This window comes from Actinomadura miaoliensis (genome assembly GCF_039536785.1).
Lineage (GTDB): Bacteria > Actinomycetota > Actinomycetes > Streptosporangiales > Streptosporangiaceae > Spirillospora > Spirillospora miaoliensis.
In genome coordinates this window covers 307,613-328,505 of record NZ_BAAAZG010000002.1, presented here as the reverse complement: position 1 = coordinate 328,505, position 20,893 = coordinate 307,613, and the positions used below count along the sequence as shown (strand labels likewise).

Annotated in this window: 14 protein-coding genes; 5 read left to right on the top strand and 9 right to left on the bottom strand. The window is 72.1% G+C overall.

Annotation, left to right across the window (positions count from 1 at the left end):
* Positions 1–92: 92 nt before the first annotated feature.
* The 4 genes from ABD811_RS06000 to ABD811_RS05985 form a co-directional block, all read right to left on the bottom strand.
* On the bottom strand, positions 93–1,892 hold the full coding sequence (locus ABD811_RS06000; protein ID WP_344942002.1) for a hypothetical protein: 1,800 nt from the start codon (positions 1,890–1,892) through the stop codon (positions 93–95).
* The gene (locus ABD811_RS05995; RefSeq protein WP_344941998.1) at positions 1,885–5,376 is read right to left on the bottom strand and encodes a phospholipase D-like domain-containing protein; all 3,492 of its coding nucleotides are present in this window, start codon (positions 5,374–5,376) and stop codon (positions 1,885–1,887) included. Before ABD811_RS05995 ends, ABD811_RS06000 begins: the two co-directional genes overlap by 8 nt.
* Positions 5,373–9,053 carry an AAA domain-containing protein gene (locus tag ABD811_RS05990; protein ID WP_344941995.1) on the bottom strand — a complete coding sequence of 1,227 codons (3,681 nt, stop codon included), beginning with the start codon at positions 9,051–9,053 and terminating at the stop codon, positions 5,373–5,375. The genes ABD811_RS05995 and ABD811_RS05990 overlap by 4 nt, the downstream gene beginning before the upstream one ends.
* A 161-nt stretch (positions 9,054–9,214) precedes the next feature.
* The gene (locus ABD811_RS05985; protein ID WP_344941992.1) at positions 9,215–10,411 is read right to left on the bottom strand and encodes a sensor histidine kinase; all 1,197 of its coding nucleotides are present in this window, start codon (positions 10,409–10,411) and stop codon (positions 9,215–9,217) included.
* A gap of 256 nt (positions 10,412–10,667) precedes the next feature.
* On the opposite strand from ABD811_RS05985, the gene ABD811_RS05980 reads away from it, so the two are divergent.
* A complete protein-coding gene (locus ABD811_RS05980) occupies positions 10,668–11,579 on the top strand; it encodes an alpha/beta fold hydrolase (protein ID WP_344941989.1) in 912 nt (303 codons plus the stop codon).
* A 156-nt stretch (positions 11,580–11,735) separates the two neighbouring features.
* On the opposite strand, the gene qcrB is transcribed toward ABD811_RS05980, so the two are convergent.
* The 3 genes from qcrB to ABD811_RS05965 form a co-directional block, all read right to left on the bottom strand.
* Positions 11,736–13,400 carry a cytochrome bc1 complex cytochrome b subunit gene (qcrB, locus tag ABD811_RS05975; RefSeq protein ID WP_344941986.1) on the bottom strand — a complete coding sequence of 555 codons (1,665 nt, stop codon included), beginning with the start codon at positions 13,398–13,400 and terminating at the stop codon, positions 11,736–11,738.
* Between the two features lie 41 nt (positions 13,401–13,441).
* Positions 13,442–14,098 (bottom strand): hemerythrin domain-containing protein, encoded by a 657-nt coding sequence (locus tag ABD811_RS05970; RefSeq protein WP_344941983.1) that lies wholly within the window; start codon positions 14,096–14,098, stop codon positions 13,442–13,444.
* A gap of 111 nt (positions 14,099–14,209) precedes the next feature.
* Positions 14,210–14,593 (bottom strand): DoxX family protein, encoded by a 384-nt coding sequence (locus ABD811_RS05965; protein WP_344941980.1) that lies wholly within the window; start codon positions 14,591–14,593, stop codon positions 14,210–14,212.
* A gap of 289 nt (positions 14,594–14,882) precedes the next feature.
* On the opposite strand from ABD811_RS05965, the gene ABD811_RS05960 reads away from it, so the two are divergent.
* Positions 14,883–15,248: a hypothetical protein gene (locus ABD811_RS05960; RefSeq protein ID WP_344941977.1), complete on the top strand. Its 366-nt coding sequence runs from the start codon at positions 14,883–14,885 to the stop codon at positions 15,246–15,248.
* Between the two features lie 277 nt (positions 15,249–15,525).
* Here ABD811_RS05960 and ABD811_RS05955 read toward each other — a convergent pair whose 3' ends face one another.
* Both ABD811_RS05955 and ABD811_RS05950 read right to left on the bottom strand, forming a co-directional pair.
* A complete protein-coding gene (locus tag ABD811_RS05955; protein ID WP_344941975.1) occupies positions 15,526–15,999 on the bottom strand; it encodes a pyridoxamine 5'-phosphate oxidase family protein in 474 nt (157 codons plus the stop codon).
* Entirely contained in the window at positions 15,999–17,480 is a 1,482-nt protein-coding gene (locus tag ABD811_RS05950) for an MFS transporter (protein ID WP_344941972.1), read from the bottom strand. The genes ABD811_RS05955 and ABD811_RS05950 overlap by 1 nt, the downstream gene beginning before the upstream one ends.
* Positions 17,481–17,603: 123 nt before the next feature.
* Here ABD811_RS05950 and ABD811_RS05945 point away from each other — a divergent pair, with 123 nt between their 5' ends.
* From ABD811_RS05945 to ABD811_RS05935, 3 genes are all read left to right on the top strand, one after another.
* The gene (locus tag ABD811_RS05945; RefSeq protein ID WP_344941969.1) at positions 17,604–18,092 is read left to right on the top strand and encodes a winged helix-turn-helix transcriptional regulator; all 489 of its coding nucleotides are present in this window, start codon (positions 17,604–17,606) and stop codon (positions 18,090–18,092) included.
* Positions 18,093–18,208: 116 nt separating this feature from the next.
* Complete coding sequence (locus ABD811_RS05940; protein ID WP_344941966.1) at positions 18,209–18,358, top strand: hypothetical protein; 150 nt, start codon at positions 18,209–18,211, stop codon at positions 18,356–18,358.
* A gap of 138 nt (positions 18,359–18,496) precedes the next feature.
* Positions 18,497–20,884: an excinuclease ABC subunit UvrA gene (locus ABD811_RS05935; protein WP_344941964.1), complete on the top strand. Its 2,388-nt coding sequence runs from the start codon at positions 18,497–18,499 to the stop codon at positions 20,882–20,884.
* Positions 20,885–20,893: the final 9 nt, after the last annotated feature.

Genomic DNA, 20,893 nt, shown 5'->3' with positions numbered 1-20,893 from the left:
CCGAAGGCGCCTCCTGGCCGCCCGCGGTGGGCAGGGGACCCGCCTGCTGACGCACCGGCAGTGGGCTCGGCCGAGCCGCGGCACGCCCGTGCTCAGACGTCGTGCGCGTCCCCGAGGCCGTACTGCAGTCGCTCGAGTGCTTCCGCTGCGAATTCGGCCGGGTCCCAGCCTGCTCCGGCGCGTGCCAGGTCCCCGACGCCCGACCGGGCGATCCGGTACTGGTCGCCGTTGTGTTCCAGGAAATGCGTGGTCACGAGTGCGTCGGCGGTCGCGGTCGGCTGGAGGAGCTGCTCGGGGGCGGTCTCTTCGGGGAGGCCGACGAGGTGCGCGCAGGACGCCAGTTCGACGGCGTCGAAGGGGTCGGACGGGAAGAGGGCTCCGGCGAGCCCGAGCAGGGCCCGTTGGGCCGCGTCCAGTGGGGCGAGCAGCAGGGCACGCAGCCGGGCGCGGGCCTCGGGGGTGCGGATCGCCTCCAGGTCGGCGGTGGCCAGTTCGTAGGCGCCTCGGTCGCGCAGAGACCTGAGCAGGGGGGTGAGGACGGCGGGGACGGCGAGCGGGTGCCGTCCGGTCTCGTAGGTGAGCGTGTCGAGCACGACGGCGTCGGCCCCTATGCCGAGCAGGTCGAGCAGCCATGCCAGCGATTCGCGGGGACGGGCGTCGTTCAGTTCGAGCCCGCCGGCGGTGTCGGTCACGGCCTCCAGGCCGAGCTGCGGGACGAGCGCGCGCAGCAGGTTGACGCGGCGGTCAGGGATGCTGGTGGGCAGGTCGTCGTCCGTCGGGGCGAGCAGGCACAGCAGCCCCGGGATGTCGAGCACAGCCGTTCCGGCGGGGGCGGTGAGCTCCTCGGCATTGTCGGGGACGAACCAGATGATCGGCGGGGTGAGGTCGGCCGGCGGGGGCACGTCGGCACCGGCCATCCACAGCGGGACGCCGGACTCGCGCAGCAGTGACAGGCGTGGCAGGCGGGTGTCGTCCAGCCCGTCGATGGTGGTGACGAACCCGCCGTCCCGCTCGTCGACCGCGGACCGCGGGTTCCCGCCGAGGAATCCGCTGAGCGCGGTGGCGAACGCGTCGGCGGCGGCCACGTCGGGGTGCGCGGCAAGCACCCGGAGCCGGTCCAGGACGGCGGCGGCGCCCGGGTCACGGCGGGCTCCGACGAACCTGGCGAGCTGCGGGAACGGCAGTTGCGCGCCGTCGTCGTACCAGCTCAGCGCTTCGGCGGCGGTGTGGCCGTACCAGGGCCAGCGGGGCGCGCGGCGGACGGTGCGGGGCCCGCCCGCCCCGGCGTCGTCCCGGTCGTTCTCCAGCAGCCACCGCGCGGCGGGCAACTCGCCCGCCGCCAGGCACGCCTCGACCGCCTCGGTGCGTGGATCCTGCGGGCCGAGGCGCCCCCTCAGTTCGGCGGCGAGCGCGTCCTCCGCGTCGCGGAGTCGCCGCTCCTCGGCGGCGAGGATCTGGCGTGCCTCGGCGAGGCGGTGCTCGGCGGCGGTTTCGAGGTCGGACAGGTCCGCGGGGACGAGGCCGATGCGCTCGGCGCGTTCGCGCAGTACCGCGGCTTCACGGGCGATGACGGCGCGGGCCGTCTTGCGGGCGTCCTCCAGGAGCCCGGGGATGTCGCGAGTCCATTCCCCCGCCAGGCTCCGCCATGGTTCCCCGGCGTCGCCGGCCCCGGGGGCGAAGAACGCGTCCACGGCGGCGAACTCGCCGTCCTCGATCAGCCGGCGTACGCCTTCGGCCTCGGTGACCGGGGCGGCGAGGCCGGCGAGGACGAACTCGGCGACGCGGCGGTCGTCGAGTGCGGCCAACGGCGTGCGCGCCAGCTCCGCCACCAGGAGCGGATGCCGCCATCGGCCGGGCCATCGGCCGATGATCCCGGCGAGCGTCTCATCCATGTTCGGCCCCCCACCTCATCAGGTCCTCCATGTCGGTCAGGAACTCGCGCACGAGCCGGGCCTCGGTCGCCGGGAGGTGGGCCGCGGAGTCCTCCAGGCTCGGCCATGCCCCGGCCAGCCAACGGGCGAGTTCGGTGGTTCCGCCGGGCAGGGCGGCGCCTTCGACGGTGCCGGCGCCGCCGTAATCCCGGACGATGTGCCGCACCTGGCGGACGATCGGGTCCAACCGCTGCACATAGCTGCGCAGGTGGCTTCCGTGCATCGGGGTGTGCTGCCTGGGCAGCACCTTGACGCTCGCCGCGGTGACGAAGGCCGCCATGTCATGGGTGGGCAGGGCGTCCAGCCACTCGCGCAACGCCTCGGCGGCGCGCGCGTCCCGTTGGGCGACCGGGAGCGGCGACGCGGTCTTCGCGGCGGCGCGTTCGTCCAGGATCCGGCGCAGCCGGGCGAATTCGCCGGTCGCGTCGTCGAACAGGCTGTGGTGCGTGCGCCTGCTGACGGTGTGGTTGTAGGTGCTGCCGGCGGCGTGCTGCAGCAGCCGGTCCAGAGTGCGCCACGCCTCGGCCCGGGAGCGCTCCAGCTGTGCGCCGCCGAGGCCGGCGCGCATGACGTCGAGCGGGACGGCCTGGTAGGCGCCGGGGCGCTGGCCGTCCCCGTGCCAGTAGGCGTGGACCTGCGCGGCGAAGTCGGCCCAGACACACGCCCACGATGCGGCGTCGTCCTCGGTCCAGGCGGTCGACGCGGCGGCCACCAGGTCGTCGGCGACCACTTCCAGAATGCCCGGGTCCTCGACGGGGCCGAGCAGTGTTCCCGCGGCCGCCGCCGCGACGCCCACGATCCGCTCGGCGGGCCGGAGTTCGCCGACGACGAAGTCCTCGAGGACCTGGGCGAACTCCGGGGTTCCGCGTGCGGCGCCGAACAGGGTCAGGGCGGCCGTCGGGCTGACGGACGGGTCGGCGAGCGTCCGGCGCAGCACGGCCGCCTCGACGAACGCGCCCTCCTGCCAGCGGTCACGGATCAGCCAGGCGAGCCAGCGCGTGGCGGCGGCCTCGGCCGCCCGGCCGGAGTGGTCGGCCAGGCACCGGGCGGCGACGACGCGCAGCAGGTCGCGCGGGGCGGCCGCGTCCGGCACGTCCCCGTTGAGTGAGTCGTCGGCCGCCGGCTCCTCGGCCGGCGCGTCCTCGTCGAGAGCGTCGAGCACCTGCCAGGGGTCGGGCGTGGCCGCCAGGACGTCCCGGACGAGCTCGGCGAGCGGCGGCGCACCCGCCCGGTACCCCGCGATGATCCGCTGCGCGGCGGCGTAGGCGGTGCCCGACGGCGCCGCCGGTCCGGTCGCCGGCCGGGCGGCAGGGCGCGGTACCGGGGCGGCCCCCACCGCGGCCGCGACGGCGTCGGCGACCTCCGGCCCGGTCAACCGGACGCTCAGCTCGGAGGCCGGCCGCTGCCGTCCGTACCGGCCCTCGAACGACAGGTAGTTGAAACTGCCGACGACCGCGTCGTCGTCCCAGACCAGCACCTTGGCGTGGTTGTCGCGGCCGTGCCCGGTCTCCCCGGGGCCGATCAGGTGCAGCAGCCCGGGGTATTCGCCGCGGAGCGCTTCGAGTCTGGCCAGCGCCTCGTCCCGGCCACGCGCCTTCCGGCTGCCGTACACCAGCGTGGTCACGACGCCGCGGTCCAGGCAGCCGCGCAGCGCGCTGAGGAACCGGTCGTCGATCACCTCGGCCGACGCCCCGTCGGAGGCGATCACGAGTCGGCGCGCGGCGCGGCGGAGCGCGACCCACAGCAGGTCTCGGTGGGTGGCGTCGGCGACCACACGCACGTCCGGAAGTGTCCGGGACGAAAGGAAGGCGCGGCACTGCCGCAGGTGCGCCTGCCATCCCTCCGCCCAGATCCGTACGGACGCGGGGGCGATCGTCTGGTCCTCGTCGGGCGGTTTGACGTCGGCGCTGGGCGGCTCGTCCTGTGGTTCGGGGGCGCCGGGCTCCTCACCCTGCAGACGCGCCGCGGCCACGAAGTCGGCGTGCCGGACGGTCAGCAGCTGCGCCTGGTCGTACGAGGGCACCGAGCGGCGCGCCCAGCGCAGCAACTCCTCGATCGGAGCGCATTCCCCCGGCCCGCGAGCGCGCAGCAACACGCCCACCTCGGCGTGGGCGCCGCTGGACGAGAGCAGATTGCGGCTGGTCACCAGCGCCGCACGGTCGTCCACCAGCAGCACCTTGGCGTGCGTGCCGACGGAGGTCTCCGGGATGACGACCCGCCGCCTGGGGCCGCCGGGACTGTCGGACTTCAGGTCGTACAGCGCGTTGCGCACCTTGTCGTCCTGGTCCTCGAACAACGAATCCCGGTCGGCGCCCCACAGCAGGACGATCACGACGCCGCGATCGGCGGCCCGGGTCAGCTCGTCCAGCACCCTGCTGACCGCGCCGTAGGTCAACCAGGGGCCCGCGATCACGAGCTGCGTGCGGGCCTGGCGGATCAGGCGGACGACCATCTCCGGATGCGCGTCGCCGGGCACCACCTCCGCGGGCAGCTCCCGGTCGACGCGCGCCCGCAGCAGTCCGGCCAGCCGGTCCGCGTCGGCCGTCAGCTCGTCGTGCCAGTTCATTCGCTGACCGGCGGGGATGTCCACGGTGCCGGTCACCCGCTGCTCCAGGCGGGTCAGCACCGACTCCGCGGACGGCGGCTCGACCAGCCGTGCCTCGGCGCGCTTGCGCAGCTCCACGAAGACCGGCTTGGTGGGGAACTCGGCGGCCAGGCGGGTGAGCCGTTCGGACGCCGGTTCGCGCAGCTCGGCCGGGTACGCCTCGTCCGTGACGGTCACGACGAGCCGCTGGGACTCCTCATCCCATACCGGGACCACCTGGAGCGGGGTCCACCGGCGGCCCGCGGACTGCTGGAGGTCGCGCGGCGGAATCCGAAACGACCGGACCCGCCGCGCCCGGCCGGTGATGGCTGCGCCGGCGCGTTCCCTTCCCGCCGCGCCGTCGGCGCGGGGCCGGCGCTGCGCGGCGTTGAGCGCGGCGAGCACGTCGGCCTCCCTCGCGTCCTCCAGCCGGATGTCGCTGTCCTCGACGGGGACGGTCATTCGCCCGTTGCCCGGCCGCATGCGCCCGGCGGCCGCCCGGACCAGACCGGTCAGCTTGTCCACCATCAGCTCGAGCGTCTCCGGCGTGGCCTCGGCGCCGCGCAGCCGCTCGGGTTCGCCGGCATCCAGGCAGCGGGCGACCTCGTCCGACACGGCGACCGTTCGCCGCGCCGGGTCGATGACCAGATGGTCATGACGCCACAGGTCGTAGATGAAGTCGTTGACCAGCCGGCGGGGGAGCCCCAGCGCCGCCGAGAGCTGGGCGACGTCGCTCTGCCCCGCGTGGACGGCGCGCAGCACCAGCTCCTCCATCGCCGACAGCGAGTCGCCGTAGCCCACCCTGACCTTGACCTCGACGACGTCGCACGGCACGTACACAGTCACGCGCGTCTCGCTCACCTGTCCTCCACCGGCTTCAGCACCTGCGCCGCGTTCATGACGGTCCCGTACTGCTGGACGCCCCGGCAGACCAGCTGCCAGAAGTCGCCGTCGTCGTCCCGGTACCGCTGGTAGTGGGCGAAGTTGCCGACGATCACCAGCAGCTTCCTGGCGCGCGAGAACATCACGTTGATCAGGTCGGGCCGGGCGAGATGGCCGTAGCTCGCGGCGGCGACCGTACCGTCGCCGTGCATCTTGTCGCGGACGAGCGAGACGATGACGATGTCGGCCTCCCGTCCCTGGAACGCGTGCACGGTGTAGGCGTACGGCTCCAGGTCGCGATGCTGTTTGAGCCTGTGCAACTGCTGGCGATAGGGCGTGAGGACGGCCACCGGCTCGGCGCTGAACCCGTCGCGGTTCGGCAGCGGTTCGGGACGCAGTTCACGGAACAACGTGCTCACGACCTCGGCCTCGCCGTCGTTGACCCAGTGCGGCCGCTCGGAGCAGTTCGGCAGGTCGGCGGTGTCGATCCAGACCAGGGAGCGTCCGCGCAGCCGCCCCGGCGCCTGGAGCGGCACCGGCCCCGGATCGCGGCCGGTCTCGAGCAGCCCTCGCGGCAGCCCGTCCGGCAGCGGCCCGCCGCCGTCGTTGTAGAAGACGCGGCTGACCACCTCGGCGATCGCCGGCCGCATGCGGAACTGCGTGGTCAGCAGCGACACCGGCCGCGGCCCGAGAGTCGGGCGCTTGCCCGCGTCGAACAGATGCCGGAACAGGTCGAAGGCGTCGACGTAGGCCTGGCGCTTGTCCGCCGGGACCGCGACCGCCGGGCTGGGGTCGCCGACGCAGGAGTCGAGGAAGCGCACCACCTCGTCCCGGCGGTGCGCCGGCAGCTGCGACTGGTCCCCGATGAGCGTCCAGCGGGTGCCCCGCACCAGCGGGATCGCCAGTTCGGTCGGCCACGCCTTGGCGGCCTCCTCCACGATCACCCAGTCGAACGCGGTCGCCCCGGCGGTGACTCCGATGTCACGGGGCGTGGCGGTGCCGCAGGTCGCGAAGACGATGTTGGCGCCGCGCTGGAGCCGGTCGGCCAGCTCCGGTTTGACCGACTCGCCGCCGTCGCCGCGCAGCAGCGCCAGCCAGTCCGACAGCACCGGCCGCAGCCGATCGTCCACCCCGCGGGCGAGCTGCCGCTCGACGTGCGTGCGGATCTGCCGTGTCTGCCGCACCACCAGGTTGTCGCGCAGCCACGGTTGGACCTCCTTGTCCGGGGTCGCGCGCTGCGACACCACCCGGAGGGCGATGGGCACGTTCTCGCCCCGGTCGGTGGGACCGTCGTCGTCCATGGCCCCGATGTCGCGCAGGATCCGTACGGCGAGGTTGTCCAGGGTGAAGTTGGACTGCGCCGACACCAGGACACGGTGGGTCGGCTCCTGCTCCAGGTACGCCGCGATGGCTCGGGACGTCACGGTCGTCTTACCGGTGCCGGGCGGTCCCTGCAGCGCGAAGAACGGGTCGAACGTGAGCATGTCGTGGACCGCGCGCGGTCCGCTGCCGATCAGATCCTTGCCGGCCGTCGGCCAGCGGTTGGGCATGCGGATCGCCTCGGGGTTGCGCAACCGGCTGGTGAGCGGGCGCAGCGCGAACAGCTCCCAGCGGGCGTCGATCTGCCGTCGGTGGACCGCCTCGGCGCCGATGTCGTCCACCGGGCGGATCCAGCCCTGCGGCGGGACCGGGGGCGCGCCGGGTTCGCGGCGGATGACGAGCCGGTCGGGCCCCTCCCTGCGGACGACGGTCGCGCGGGACTCCCGGGACCCCTCGTGCTTGCGGCCGGTCTCGCTGGTGAACAGCTCGACCTCCGAACTGCCGTCCTCGTTCTCCAGGTTGTCGAAGAAGTCGCCGAAGACCGGACGCAGGCCGGGCTGGCGGACGTACTTGGTGAACAACGCGGAACGGTGGATGCGTTCGCGGTCGCGTTCGCGGTCCCAGTAGACGAACACCTCGCCGTGGGGCCCCGGGGCGGGGTCGACCCGGTACGGGTAACAGCGCGCCTGCAGCTCCACCCCCTGGAACTCCAGCAGCCAGTCGATGGCTCGCTGGTAGTCCAGCTCCGCCTGCGACACGCTGCCGGCCGGCCGCACGCTGTCGAGCAGCGGCTTCCACGACGGTCTGTCCTTCAGTTCCTTGCGCAGCACCGCCCGGGGCAGACCGTGTTTGATCAGCTTGAACTCCGGCATCAGCCGGGGCCGGGACACCGGCAGCAGGTCGTCCAGCTTGGTGCGGACCGTGGCCAGGTCCCGGCGGGCGACGTACTTGATGACCAGCGCCTCGTCCAGCGGCGACCCGGAGGGCTGCCCGGTGGCGGGGTCCGGCTCCCGGTACGGCTCGCAGAACCAGACCACACGCTCGCCGACCAGCATCACCGTGGCCCGGCGTTTGGGCTCGATCTCGCCGCCCTCGACGAACGGTTCGGCGCCGCTCGGCGAGTGCGCGATCCGGGCCCGCCGCAGGTCGGTGACGATCAGGTCGTGCAGTTCCCGGAGCCCCTCGGGGGTGCCGGTGTCGAAGGTCAGCCACCCCCAGTTGCCGAACGTGGCCTGGCTGTGCGCGGGCATGTGCACCACCAGGTAGGGACGTTCGCTGTTGACGTCGCCGTACCAGCTCAGGATGGCGTCGTGGGCGGCGCCGAGATCGTTGACGACCTCCGCGGCGGTCGGCCGTCCCGCCGGAACCGGGTCGAGCATGCGGTGCAGCAGCGCGCGCAGGGGCTCCGGTACGTCGGCGGCCCGCAGGTCCCGGCGAAGCCGATCGTTCAGCTCGTCCAGGAGTTCTCGCGTCGCCATCATCGCGGACTCGTCCTCGGGGACGGCACGGGGCAGCAGCTCGGCCGGGAACGGTCCGACGAACCACTCCCACACGATCGCGGCCAGCGAGTACACGTCGGCCTTCGCGCTCTCCACCTGCGTGACGTCTCCCTCGGTCGCCAGCAGATGCCGCACCCTCTCGGGGGCGAGGTAGGCGAGCGGCTCCGGTCCCCGGTTCAGGACGAGCCCAGCGAGTTCGGAGCGGTCCAGGGCCGAATCCACGGAGGTTCCGCTGAGCAGGCTGGAGACGAACGAGCTGAGCTCGAACCTGGCGAGCCGCAGCGTCGGCGAGTCGCCGTCCCCGCCGTGCACCACATCGATCGTCCAGGGCGAGAGGTTGCGATGCGACAGGCCCAGGTCGTGCAGGACGGCGAGGCCGTCGGCCAGATGCGCGAACTGCCGCAGCGCCTCCACCCGGTCGGCGCGGTAGACCTCCGTCCTGCCACTGCCGGCGAGCGTGTCGTCGGCCCCCTCCGTGGCGACGAACGCGACGCCGTCGACTCCCACGCCGGTGGCCTGGATGCCGTCGGCGTCCTCGTATCCTCCGGACAGCAACTGAGGAAGCGCCGGATGCCCGAGGCCCGACACCCTCGACAACGCCCGGATCTCCTGGCTCCACAGGAGCCCACCGAGCTCGGACAATCCGAGATAGATCTGCAGATCGACCAGCTTGGGGTCGTGCTCGTCGGTGGTGAGCAGCTGGGTCGAGAACAGGCAGCCGCGCAGCAGCTCGTCCCAGGCTTCTTCGTCGAACTCCTCGAAGGGCCCGTATCTGGCGGTCCTCGTGTCACAACACAGGTACCGCACCAGCCGCATCGCGTCGTCAACAGTTCCCACGCCGCCGCCCCTCGTCCCGGTCACCCACGTGAGATCACCTTTTTAGCGGACAAGTTCGGGAATTTTCAGCGGCCGAGTTCGGGAGAACGCCGTCACCCGTCAGAACTCCCGGCCACCGCTCCCGGTGGGGTCGTCACACAGCGGGACCCGGATCGGCGCGGTCACGGCCGGCCTTCCGTGGGGATGCGGGCGCGTACGACGAAGCCGCCGTCCGGCCGCCGGTCCGCGGTGAAGTCGCCGCCCAGGGCGTCGACTCGTTCGCGGAGCCCGGCCAGGCCCCGCCCGCTTCCGCCGGGAGAGCCGGCGCTTGAGCCGGTGCCGTCGGTGCTGACCTCCACGGTGATCTCCTTTTCGCCATGGCGCACGCCGACCGCGGTGCGGCTGCCGTGGGCGTACTTGAGGGCGTTGGTCAACGCCTCCTGCACGACCCGGAAGGCCACCAGCTCGGCGCTTCCGGTGGTCTCCGCCGGCCTGCCCTCCTCGGTGAATTCCACCGGCTGCCCGGCCTGGCGCGTCTGCTCCACGAGCGCGTGCAGATCAGCGACGGACGGCATGCCGGCGTCGGCGTCCTGGCCGGTGCCCTGGTCGGTGTCCTGGTGGGGGCCGGTGTCGTGGTCGGGATTGAGCAGGTCGAGCATGTGCCGCAGGTCGGTGATGGCCCGCCTGCCGGCGTCGGTGACGGCGCCGAGGGTCTCCTCCAGGCGGGCGGGCGCGGCCGTCAGGTACCGTGCCGCCTCGGCCTGCACGACCATCGCCGTCACGTGGTGGGACACCACGTCGTGCAGTTCCCGGGCGATGCGGGCGCGTTCGGCGTCGCGGGTGGCCTCGGCGACGCGGCGGCGGCGTTCGGCATCGGCCGCCCGGCTGGAGCGCCACCAGGACCCGATCCCCCACGTCCCCGCCAGCGCCAGGTAGAACGTCACGAACCCTTCCGGTCCCTCGGTCGAGCCGAACCGGTCGAGCGTGACCGCCAGCAGCGCGTACGCCGCCGACAGCCCGACCATCATGGCCCGCCGGTGACGTTCCAGATGGGCGCCCGCGCTCAGCAACGCGATCGGCAGCGCGGTGCCCGCGACCATGTGGTAGCTGCGGAGCTCGGCGACGGTGAAGGCGAGCGACACCAGGATGAGGCAGACGGCCGGCCACCGCCGCCGCACGGCGAGCGGGAAGCACTCCAGGGCGAGCACCACGAGGGCCAGCGCGTCGAAGGGGCGCGCCGGCAGGTCGCCGACCTGCGTTTCGTAGCCGCGGAACGACGGCAGGAGCGATGTGGCGACCAGCAGCAGTGCGAGCGGAAGATCACGTACGGTGACGTCGCTCCGCAGCCACAGTTCCCGGACCCTCCGAAGGTCGATCACTGGGAGAGGGTAGCGGCCACGGCGAAGCCCCCGCCGAATTACGGCTCGATCGGCATCCACGGAGTGCGGGCGGCGGCGACGCCACGCCGGCCCGTCCTTGTCCCCCATGCGAGCTACCGGCGAATGTCCACCGGGCGGTGACGATTCCCGAGGCGCCGATTCCATAGCGTTTCGGCATGGCCGCGGTGCTCCGGCGCTTTCCCGAAACACCGCCGCGTGAATCATCTCGGTGTCGATTCTCCCAGTGGAGGAAATCATGCTCGGAAAGATCAAGGCGTCCGTTGTGGTCGCACTGTGCGGCACCGTGCTCGGCGCGGGACTCGTCGGCTGCGATGGCGCCTTGGCGGACTGGGACCCGTTCGCCTCCGAGACGCGGAAAGCCGAGGCCGAACCGATCTCTGGAACCAAGAAGATCGATGTCGGCGGACGTTCGGTGAACGTGTCCTGTGCGGGCGGCGCGGCGAAAGGCAAGCCGGTCATCGTCCTGATGCCCGGACTGGGGGACGGGCTGGACAAGATGGCCGCCCTCCAGAACACCCTGAGCAGGAAGAACCGGGTCTGCTCCTACGACCGGCTCGGCGAGGGGGCGAGCGACCAGCCGGACGGCCCGCAGAGTTTCTCCAGCACCGGGAAGGTCCTGACCGGGGTGCTCGACCGGGTCGCCGGTGACCGTCCGGTCGTTCTGGCGGGGCACTCGCTGGGCGGGCTGATCGCCGCCAGGTACGCCCCCGACCATCAGGACAGGGTCAAGGGACTGGTCCTGATGGACGCCACGTCACCGACAATGGTCGGCGACGTCACGAAGGTGATCCCCGAGTCCGCCACGGGCCCGGCGGCCCAGTTGCGCGCGCAGAACATCGCGGTATTCCAGGGACAGAACCCGGAGAAGCTCGTCATCGCCGACGCGCAGGTGCGTTCGGCCGGACGGATTCCGGTCGAGGTGATCCAGCATGGGAAGCCGTACCTCGCGGCCGTCCCCCAGTACGGGCCGCGCCTGGAGCAGGCGTGGTCGGCGGGCCAGCGCAAATGGCTCGCGGTGTCCAGCCGCAGCAAGCTGAGCACGGCCACGAAAAGCGAGCACTACATCTACGTCGACCAGCCTGATGTCGCCGTCCGGGCCATTGAGCGCGTCACCTCCCAGGCCGCACGCAAGGCGAATGGTGGATGACCGGCCGATCGCCCCGCGCCATCCCGTGACCACGGTATTGGCCGCGGTCGGCGTGACCGTGGAGACGCGGCATCCCCGCCGGGCGATGACGGCGGGGATGCCGCGTCGATTCCGTCCCTTCGAGGTGTCCGATGCGAGCTGAAAACCCCGCCGGGCCTAGCTGGACGGGGCGTTTTCTCGGTCGGTCAGGGACTTGTCGCCGTCTGGCTGCTCCACGGCGGGGGGAGCGGGCACCGTGGCGATGTCGGCGCGGAAGCGGCGGTTGAGAGAGGCGCGCACGCGGGTCAGGCGGCGGCGGGCCTGCGGGCTCCTGATGTCGCCGACCGGAGGCGGCACGTCCAGCGGAACGGCGGGAGCGGGACGCGGGTCGGTGATCGCGGCGGTCTCCTCGGCGGGCAGGTGCCGGTGCACCTCCTCGAACTTCCCGTCGGGCGTCTGCCGGATGATCCCTGTCTCCAGCCCGTGCCGGACGAGCCCGAGGTCGCGCCGCTGGAGGCCGACGCAGACGCGGTAGGCGACGACGTAGCCGAGCACGGGCCCGAGGATCACCGCGCCACGGAAGAACCACGTCGTCCAGAACAGCGGGATCTCGAACTTGTGGGCCAGGATGTCGTTGCCGCCCGCCGCCCACAGCAGACCGTAGAAGACGACGCCGGCGACACCGACGCCGGTCCGCGCGGGGACGTCACGGGGACGGTCCAGCAGGTGGTGGATCGCGTTGTCGCCGGTGACCCACCGTTCGACGAACGGGTAGACGGCCAGCCCGGTGAACAGCAGTCCCGGGACGACGAGCGTGGGGATGATGACGCTCAGCGGGAGCGTGTGCCCCCACGCGTTGATCTCCCACGCCGGCATGATGCGCAGGGCGCCCTCCAGCCAGCCCATGTACCAGTCCGGCTGTGAGCCGGCGCTGATCGCGCCCGGATCGTACGGGCCGAACAGCCAGATCGGATTGATCTGGACGAACGCGGCCAGCAGCGTCGTGATACCCAGCACCCACAGGAACAGCGCCGTCGTCTTGGCGATGAACGTCGGGAAGAACGGGTAGCCGCGGACGGTCGAGTTGGATCCGCCGCGTCCCGGGAACATCGTGTGCGTCTGCCGCCAGGTCAGCACGATGGCGTGCAGCGGGATCAGCGCGGCCAGGATCCCGGGGATCAGCAGCACGTGGATGACGTACAGCCGCGGGATGATGTCCTCCCCCGGGTACTCCCCGCCGAACAGGAACATCACCAGGTACGTCCCGACGAGCGGAATCGACGCGAGGACGCCCTCCAGGATCCGGATGCCGGTGCCCGACAGCAGGTCGTCCGGCAGCGAGTAGCCGAACAGGCCGTTCAGCATGACGAGCACGAACATGGCCACGCCGATGAGCCAGTTCAGCTCGCGCGGCTTGCGGAACGCGCCGCTGAAGAAGTTGCGCAGCAGGTGGGCGAGGATCGCCGCCATGAAGATGAGCGTCGCCCAGTGGTGGATCTGCCGCACCAGCAGCCCGCCCCGCACCTCGAAGCTGATCTTCAGGGACGACGCGTACGCCTCGCTCATCTCCACGCCGCGCAGCTTCGCGTAGGAGCCGTCGTAGACGACCTCGGTCATGCTCGGCTTGAAGAACAGCGTCAGGAACACCCCGGTCAGCAGCAGGATCACGAACGAGTACATCGCGATCTCGCCGAGCAGGAAGCTCCACTGGTCCGGGAACGCCTTGCGCAGGGCCTTGCGGGCGAAGCCGGTCGTCCCGAAACGCTCGTCCAGGGCCCGCGTCGCGGTGTCCAGTGCCCTCGGTGGCGCCTGTGCCGCGCCGGGTGCCCGTGTACCTGCCATTCTCCAGGTCCTTTCGTGCGGGTGAGATGGGGGCTGACGTGTCAGGGCGATGCCGCGCGGTGCGCGCGCCGCGGGCGGCGGGGGAGCCGGCCGGTCCGGTGCAGGAGCCGGACCGGCGGCGGCATCAGGCGCAGGACGGCTCGGGCCGTGGTCTCGGGCGCGCCGTCCAGCAGCCAGGCCAGGAACACACCGAGGCCCCTGAGTCCCACCTCGCGGCGGAACTCGACGTCGAACGTGCCCCACTCGTAGGGCGTGAGGGTCTCGTGGATCAGCGGCAGGACGTGGGTCTCCTTGTGGTCGAGATGGGCGTGCACCGCGTCGCGGAGCGCCGGTGCGCGGCGGGCGAGGACGCTTCGGTCACCGCGCCGCAGCGCCGTGTCGACCGTGTCGAGCAGGGGGACGAGCCGGACGGCGCCCTCGTCCATCTCGTCCAGCACGGTGCCGTGTGCACGGCCTGCCGGGACCCTGCCGCACATCACCGTCCACAGCGCCCGCCGCTCAGCGGCGTGCTGGACGCGCCAGTGGAGGCTGAACAGAGCCCAGATGTCATGCGGCGGCGGACAGGTGCCGGCGCGGTCCCCATCAGGACCGGTCGCGGCCGCGAGGCGCTCCGTGTCGCGACGGAACGCCCAGTACGCCGCGTGAAGCATCGTCAGGTCGAACCGTTCGCGTGCGTTCCCTTCCGTGACGGCGCTCATGCCACCTCCTCGGCGCCTCGTGACGAACGGGCCGTCGACCACGAGACGGAACGAAGGGCCTGAAATGTGACATCGAACGGGGACCGGAGCCGTGTGAGCTGCCGCACACGGTCAGCCGGTGAAGGACTCCGGACCGAAGCGCCCCCACGCCACGAAGCCGGCCAGGGCGAGGTAGACCAGGTTCACCACGATCGCCGTGGCCTCGTGCCGGCGCAGGTGCGTGATCATCGCGCCGACCATCAGCAACACCAGGCCGACGGCGGCCAGCGGCACCAGGACCGGCGCGATGCCGAGCACGCCGGGCAGGACCAGGCCCGCCGCACCCAGCACCTCGACGGCTCCGATGGCCTTGACGGCGCCGGCGCCGAAGTCCTCGACCCAGCCCCCGCCGGGGGCGGCGGCCAGCTTCTCCCTCGGCCTGATCAGCTTGATGACGCCGCCGGCCAGGAAGGCGACGGCCAGCAGTCCGGTGACGATCCACAGTGTGAGGTTCATGGGGCTCTCCGTGCAGCGAGTGTGGGCGCCCCGGCGTCGCAGCCCGCGGCGGCGATCGGCGTCCCCCGGGAGGGGGCCGGGGCAAGCCCGTTAGCTGACCGACGACACAGCCCTGGAAAATGTGAGGCAGCCCCGGGTCTTGACGGATTGTTTACTCTTGGTGACCCAGAGTGGCCATGCGGGATTGTTAAGCCCGTGGCCTGGCAAAGCTCCTATCGCATTCGTTCCATCCCACCGGGTCCGCAGGCCGAGAACGCCCGGGACACGGCTCATCAGAAAAGGAGCTTCCATGCGCAAGGGGCACTTGATCGCAGCCGGCGCTCTGGTCGCCGCGGTGACGGGCACCACGGCCGCGGCCCAGGCCGACCAGGCGGCGCCCGCACAGCAGGCCGCCACCGCGTCGAAGGTGGCGGCCATCCCCGGCTACGAGGTCGTCCGGCTGCCCAACGCCAACGTGCCGAACTTCCAGCGCCGTGTGGCCTACTGCCCCAGCGGCAAGCAGGTCATCGGCGGCGGCGCCGAGGCGCGGGGCAACGGAGCGATCCTGGTCGGCAGCTTCCCGACCGACGGCAACAACGGCTGGATCGGCCTGGGACGCCAGATCGGATACAACGACGTCGGCATCTCCGTCTTCGCGATCTGCGCCTACGTGTAGTACCGCGTCAGCGCACGCGGTGACGGCGCGGAACCCCGGGCCGCGCAACCGTGTGCGCCCGCCGCGAACTCCGGCCGGGCCGACGCGCGTCAGGCGGTGTCCGACACGCTGACAGCTCGCCGGAACGAGGGGCCACGGCCATCCGGTCGTGGCCCCTGTCGCGCGTGGAAGAGTGCGCTGTGGTCGGGCGGGCGGGTAGCGAATCCGAAGCCGCCGGTTGGCGCCAAGGGCGCGGCCGGTGGAGGGCGTTGGGTCGTCCACCGGCCGGTTCGCGGGGTCAGGGCTGCCAGATGCGGCTGTGCAGGTCGGTGCCGCGGACCACCTGGACGCGCCACGGCTCCAGGCGCAGGACGTGGAACTGCGGGTCGGCGGGCCCACGCCAGAAGTTGCCGCAGTCGTAGCCCGCGCCGGGCGGGCTGCCCTTGCGGTACAGGTCCCACACGCGCCGCTTGACGTCCGCGTCGTCGACCCATTCGGCGACCGTGTCGACGTACACGGCGTTCTGCCGGGGCGTCCAGTAGGAGAAGGTGGTGTGCGGGTTGTTCGCCAGGTGCGCCGCCTTCACCGGGGTCTTGTACGTGGCGAGCCAGCCGAGCGGCCGCCCGTCCACGACCTCCCAGACGGGGATCAGCACCCGGGCGCGCGGCCGTCCCTTCGCGTCGACCGTGGTCATGGTCGCGTACACGATGTCACCGATGTAGGAGTCGAAGACGTCGCGGATCGCGGCGAACGACGAGACTTTCGTGGCCATCAGGCGCTCCTTGTCAGCTGCTGCTCGACGGGGGCGAGGGGGGTGTCGGGGGCGATCGGGGCGCGGCGGCGGCGCAGGCCGGTGGCGACGGCGACCGTGCCCAGGACGGCCGCGATGACGGGCACGACCAGTGCGACGCGGACGGCGTCCATCCCGGCGGCGGACGGGCCGCCCGCGTCGCCGAGCGCGGCCACGTGCACGGCGGTGACCGCGGAGACGCCGAACGCGGCGCCGAACTGGAACGCGGTGTACAGCAGCCCGCCGGCCAGGCCCTGCTCGGACTCGTCGACGCCCTCGGTGGCGGCGATGGTGATGGGCCCGTACGCCAGCGCGAACGCCACCCCGATGAGGATCAACGACGGGAGCATGGCGGCGTAGGCCCAGTCCTGCTCCACCCGCAGGAACGGCACGTACGCCAGCGTGGCCAGCACGAACCCGCCGAAGATCACCCGGACGTTGCCGAACCTGCGGACCAGCACGGGCGTGAGCGTGGGCGCCAGCACCACGTCCAGCCCGAGCGCCACCATGGCCAGCCCGGTCTCGATCGTCGACCAGCCCCGCACCTCCTGCAGGTACAGCGTCACCAGGAACTGGAAGCCGAAGAATCCGCCGGTCAGCAGCAGCGCGGCCACGTTGGCCCGCACCAGCGGGGCCGAACGCAGCACGCCCAGACGCACCAGCGGCGCGGCGACGCGTCGTTCGATCGCGACGAAGGCGCCGAGCAGGGCCAGCCCGGCGGCGAACACGGCGATCGTCCAGCCCCATCCGTCCGCGGGGTGCTCCAGCCGGACCACCCCGTACACCAGCAGCAGCATCGACCCGGTCACGGTGACGGCCCCGGCCAGGTCGAAGTCGCCGAGGCCGCGCCGGGCCGTCCGGTCGTCGTCCAGCGCGCGCAGCACCGGGACGGCGACCAGCAGGATCAGCAGCGACAACGCCACCGGCGCGAAGAACACCCAGCGCCAGTGGACGGCGGTGAGCAGCCCGCCGACGACCAGCCCCAGGGAGAACCCGCCCGCGGCCGTCCCCGCGTAGACCAGCAGGGCGCGGTCGCGGACGGGCCCCTCGGCGAAGCCCGTGGTGATGAGCGACAGCCCGGCGGGGGCCATGAACCCGGCCGCCACGCCCGTGACGAAACGGGCCGTCAGCAGCATCCAGCCCTCGGTCGCCAGGCCGCCGAGGCCGGAGAAGACGACGAAGACCCCAAGCCACCACAGGAACATGCGGCGGCGTCCCAGCAGGTCGGCGGCGCGCCCGCCGAGCAGCATGAAACCGCCGTAGCCGAGCACGTACGCGCTGACCACGCCGCTGAGCATGCCGGTCGACAGCCCGAGGTCGGCCCGGATGGACGGCAGCGCCACGTTCAGCATCGCGACGTCGATGCCCTCCAGGAAGATCGCGCCGCACAGCACGAACAGCAGGCCGAGCGCCCGCGCGTCCATGCGGTCCACCTGGCCGGGCGGCGACTGCGCTGTGGACATGAGGGTTCCCCCTTAGGACGGGGCAGGCGGGTTCCGCCGTGGCCGGACGGGAGACGCCGGTTCCTGACAAGCCTGCCGGTTCCTTCTTGTAACCGACAGCATCATCAGAGACCATTGCGGACTATGGAAGACGGAACTTCGCGGTCCCCCAGTTACTGCGGGGATACCGACCCCGAGCACGACCCCAGGCAGTGGTACACGCGCGCCGACTGTGAGGTCCGCCAGATCCTCGACCGCATCGCCGACAAGTGGTCGCTGCTCGTCATCGCGCTGCTCGACCAGTGCCCCATGCGCTTCACCGAGCTGCGCCGCGAGGTGGACGGCATCAGCCAGCGCATGCTGAGCAAGACGCTGCGCTGCCTGGAACGCGACGGCCTGGTCAGCCGCACGGTGCACGCCACCGTCCCGCCCCGCGTCGACTACGCCCTCACCCCCATGGGGCAGACCCTGCACGCCACCATCCGCCCCCTGGTCACGTGGACCGAGCAGCACCAGCGGCAGATCGCCGAGGCCCGCGACGCCTACGACCGGCGCGTCGCGGCCGAGAAGGAGATCGCCGCGCGGGAGGCGGCCGAACGCGACGCGATCGCCCGCCGCGCCCTGGCTCGCTGAGTCGCCGGGCGCGGTCCCCGATCGGACTGATCAGGTTTCGAGAAGCGCCCGCGCCCGGGCGTTGCCTAGCGTGTTGGCCATGGACATCGCCGTTCACGCGAGCTTCCCGCCGCAGGATGCCCGCAGCGCAGGGCCGAGTACCGCGAGGAGGTCGATGCGACGCTGGCGGCGGCCGGGTCGTCGTCCCGGCCCGTGAGACCGAGGACGGCTACGCCGGGCACTTCACCGACCTCGACGGCTTCCTCTGGAAGGTGACCGCCGCGTAACGTTCGAGCCCTCTGACCCGGTGGCCCGTCCAGGTCAGAGGGCTTCGGCCAGGAGGGCGGAGCACCCGGCCGGAGCGAGCCGAGGCGCTACCGCGACGGGAGAACCGAGGGCGGCCCCGCCCGTCAGATGGAGAGACGATGACCAAGGCCACGAGGACGGACACGCAGTCACCTGCGCCGCACGTCGCCGACAGCCACGACATGATCCGCGTGCAGGGCGCGCGCGAGAACAACCTGAAGGACGTCGACGTCGAGATCCCGAAGCGCCGGCTGACGGTGTTCACCGGGGTCTCCGGCTCGGGCAAGAGCTCGCTGGTGTTCGCGACGATCGCCGCGGAGTCGCAGCGGATGATCAACGAGACGTACAGCGCGTTCGTCCAGGGCTTCATGCCCACGATGGCGCGGCCGGACGTCGACGTCCTCGACGGGCTGACCACCGCGATCATCGTCGACCAGGAGCGGCTGGGCGCCAATCCGCGCTCCACCGTCGGCACCGTCACCGACGCGAACGCGCTGCTGCGCATCCTGTTCAGCCGGCTCGGGGAGCCGCACCTCGGCTCGCCCCAGTCGTTCTCCTTCAACGTCCCGTCGGTCCGGGCGGCCGGTTCGATCACCGTTGAGCGCGGCGCGAAGAAGGCCGAGAAGGTGGCCTTCACCCTGACCGGCGGCATGTGCCCGAACTGCGACGGGCGGGGCACGGTCTCCGACATCGACGTCACCCAGCTCTACGACGAGAACAAGTCGCTCACCGAGGGCGCGATCACCGTGCCCGGCTTCAAGGCGGGCGGCTGGTCGGTGCGCTTCTACACCGAGTCGGGCTTCCTCGACCCGGACAAGCCGATCCGCGAGTACACCGAGCAGGAGCTCCACGACTTCCTCTACCGGGAGCCGACCAAGGTCAAGATCTCGGGCACCAACATGACCTACGAGGGTCTGGCGGTCCAGGTCAGGAGGTCGTTCCTGACGAAGGACCGGGAGGCGATGCAGCCGCACATCCGGGCGTTCGTGGACCGGGCGGCCACCTTCACCGCCTGCCCGGAGTGCGACGGCACCCGGCTGAGCGCGCCGGCCCGGGCGTCGAAGATCAAGGGCGCCAACATCGCCGACCTGTGCGCGATGCAGATCAGCGACCTCGCCGAGTGGGTGCGGGAGCTGGACGAACCGTCGGTGGGGCCGCTGCTGACCACGCTGCAGCACACCCTGGACAAGTTCGTGGAGATCGGGCTGGGCTACCTCTCGCTCGACCGGCCGTCGGGCACGCTGTCCGGCGGCGAGGCGCAGCGCGTCAAGATGATCCGCCACCTCGGCTCCTCGCTCACCGACGTCACCTACGTCTTCGACGAGCCGACCGTCGGCCTGCACCCGCACGACATCCAGCGCATGAACAACCTGCTGCTGCAACTGCGGGACAAGGGGAACACCGTGCTCGTGGTCGAGCACAAGCCGGAGACGATCGCGATCGCCGACCACGTCGTGGACCTGGGCCCCGGCGCCGGCACCCACGGCGGCACCGTCTGCTTCGAGGGAACGGTCGACGGGCTGCGCGGCAGCGGCACCCTCACCGGCCGTCACCTGGACGACAGGGCCGCGCTCAAGGACCGGGTGCGCGAGCCGACCGGGAAGCTGGAGATCCGGGGGGCGAACGTCAACAACCTGCAGGACGTCGACGTCGACATCCCGCTCGGGGTGCTCGTCGTCGTCACCGGCGTCGCCGGTTCCGGCAAGAGCTCGCTCGTCCACGGCTCCATCCCCGCGGGCGCGGGCGTGGTGTCGGTCGACCAGACGGCGATCCGCGGCTCGCGCCGGAGCAACCCGGCCACCTACACCGGGCTGCTGGACCCGATCCGCAAGGCGTTCGCGAAGGCCAACGGCGTCAAGCCGGCGCTGTTCAGCGCCAACTCCGAGGGCGCCTGCCCCGCCTGCAACGGCGCCGGCGTCATCTACACCGACCTCGGCATGATGGAAGGCGTCTCGACCACCTGCGAGGAGTGCGAGGGCAGGCGGTTCCAGGCGTCGGTGCTGGAGTACCGCCTCGGCGGCCGGGACATCAGCGAGGTGCTGGCGATGCCGGTCGCCGACGCCGAGGAGTTCTTCGGCGCGGGCGAGGCGCGCATCCCGGCCGCGCACGCCATCCTCGGCCGGCTGGTGGACGTCGGCCTCGGCTACCTCAGCCTCGGCCAGCCGCTGACCACGCTGTCCGGCGGCGAGCGGCAGCGGCTGAAGCTCGCCATGCACATGGGCGACGAGGGCGGCGTCTACGTGCTGGACGAGCCGACCACCGGCCTGCACCTGGCCGACGTCGAGCAACTGCTCGGCCTGCTCGACCGGCTGGTGGACGCGGGCAAGTCGGTCATCGTGATCGCGCACCACCAGGCGGTCATGGCCCACGCCGACTGGATCATCGACCTCGGCCCCGGCGCCGGCCACGACGGCGGCCGGATCGTCTTCCAGGGCACCCCCGCACAGCTCGTCGCCGACCGCTCCACCCTCACCGGCGAGCACCTGGCGGCGTACGTCGGCGCCTGAGCGGGGTCC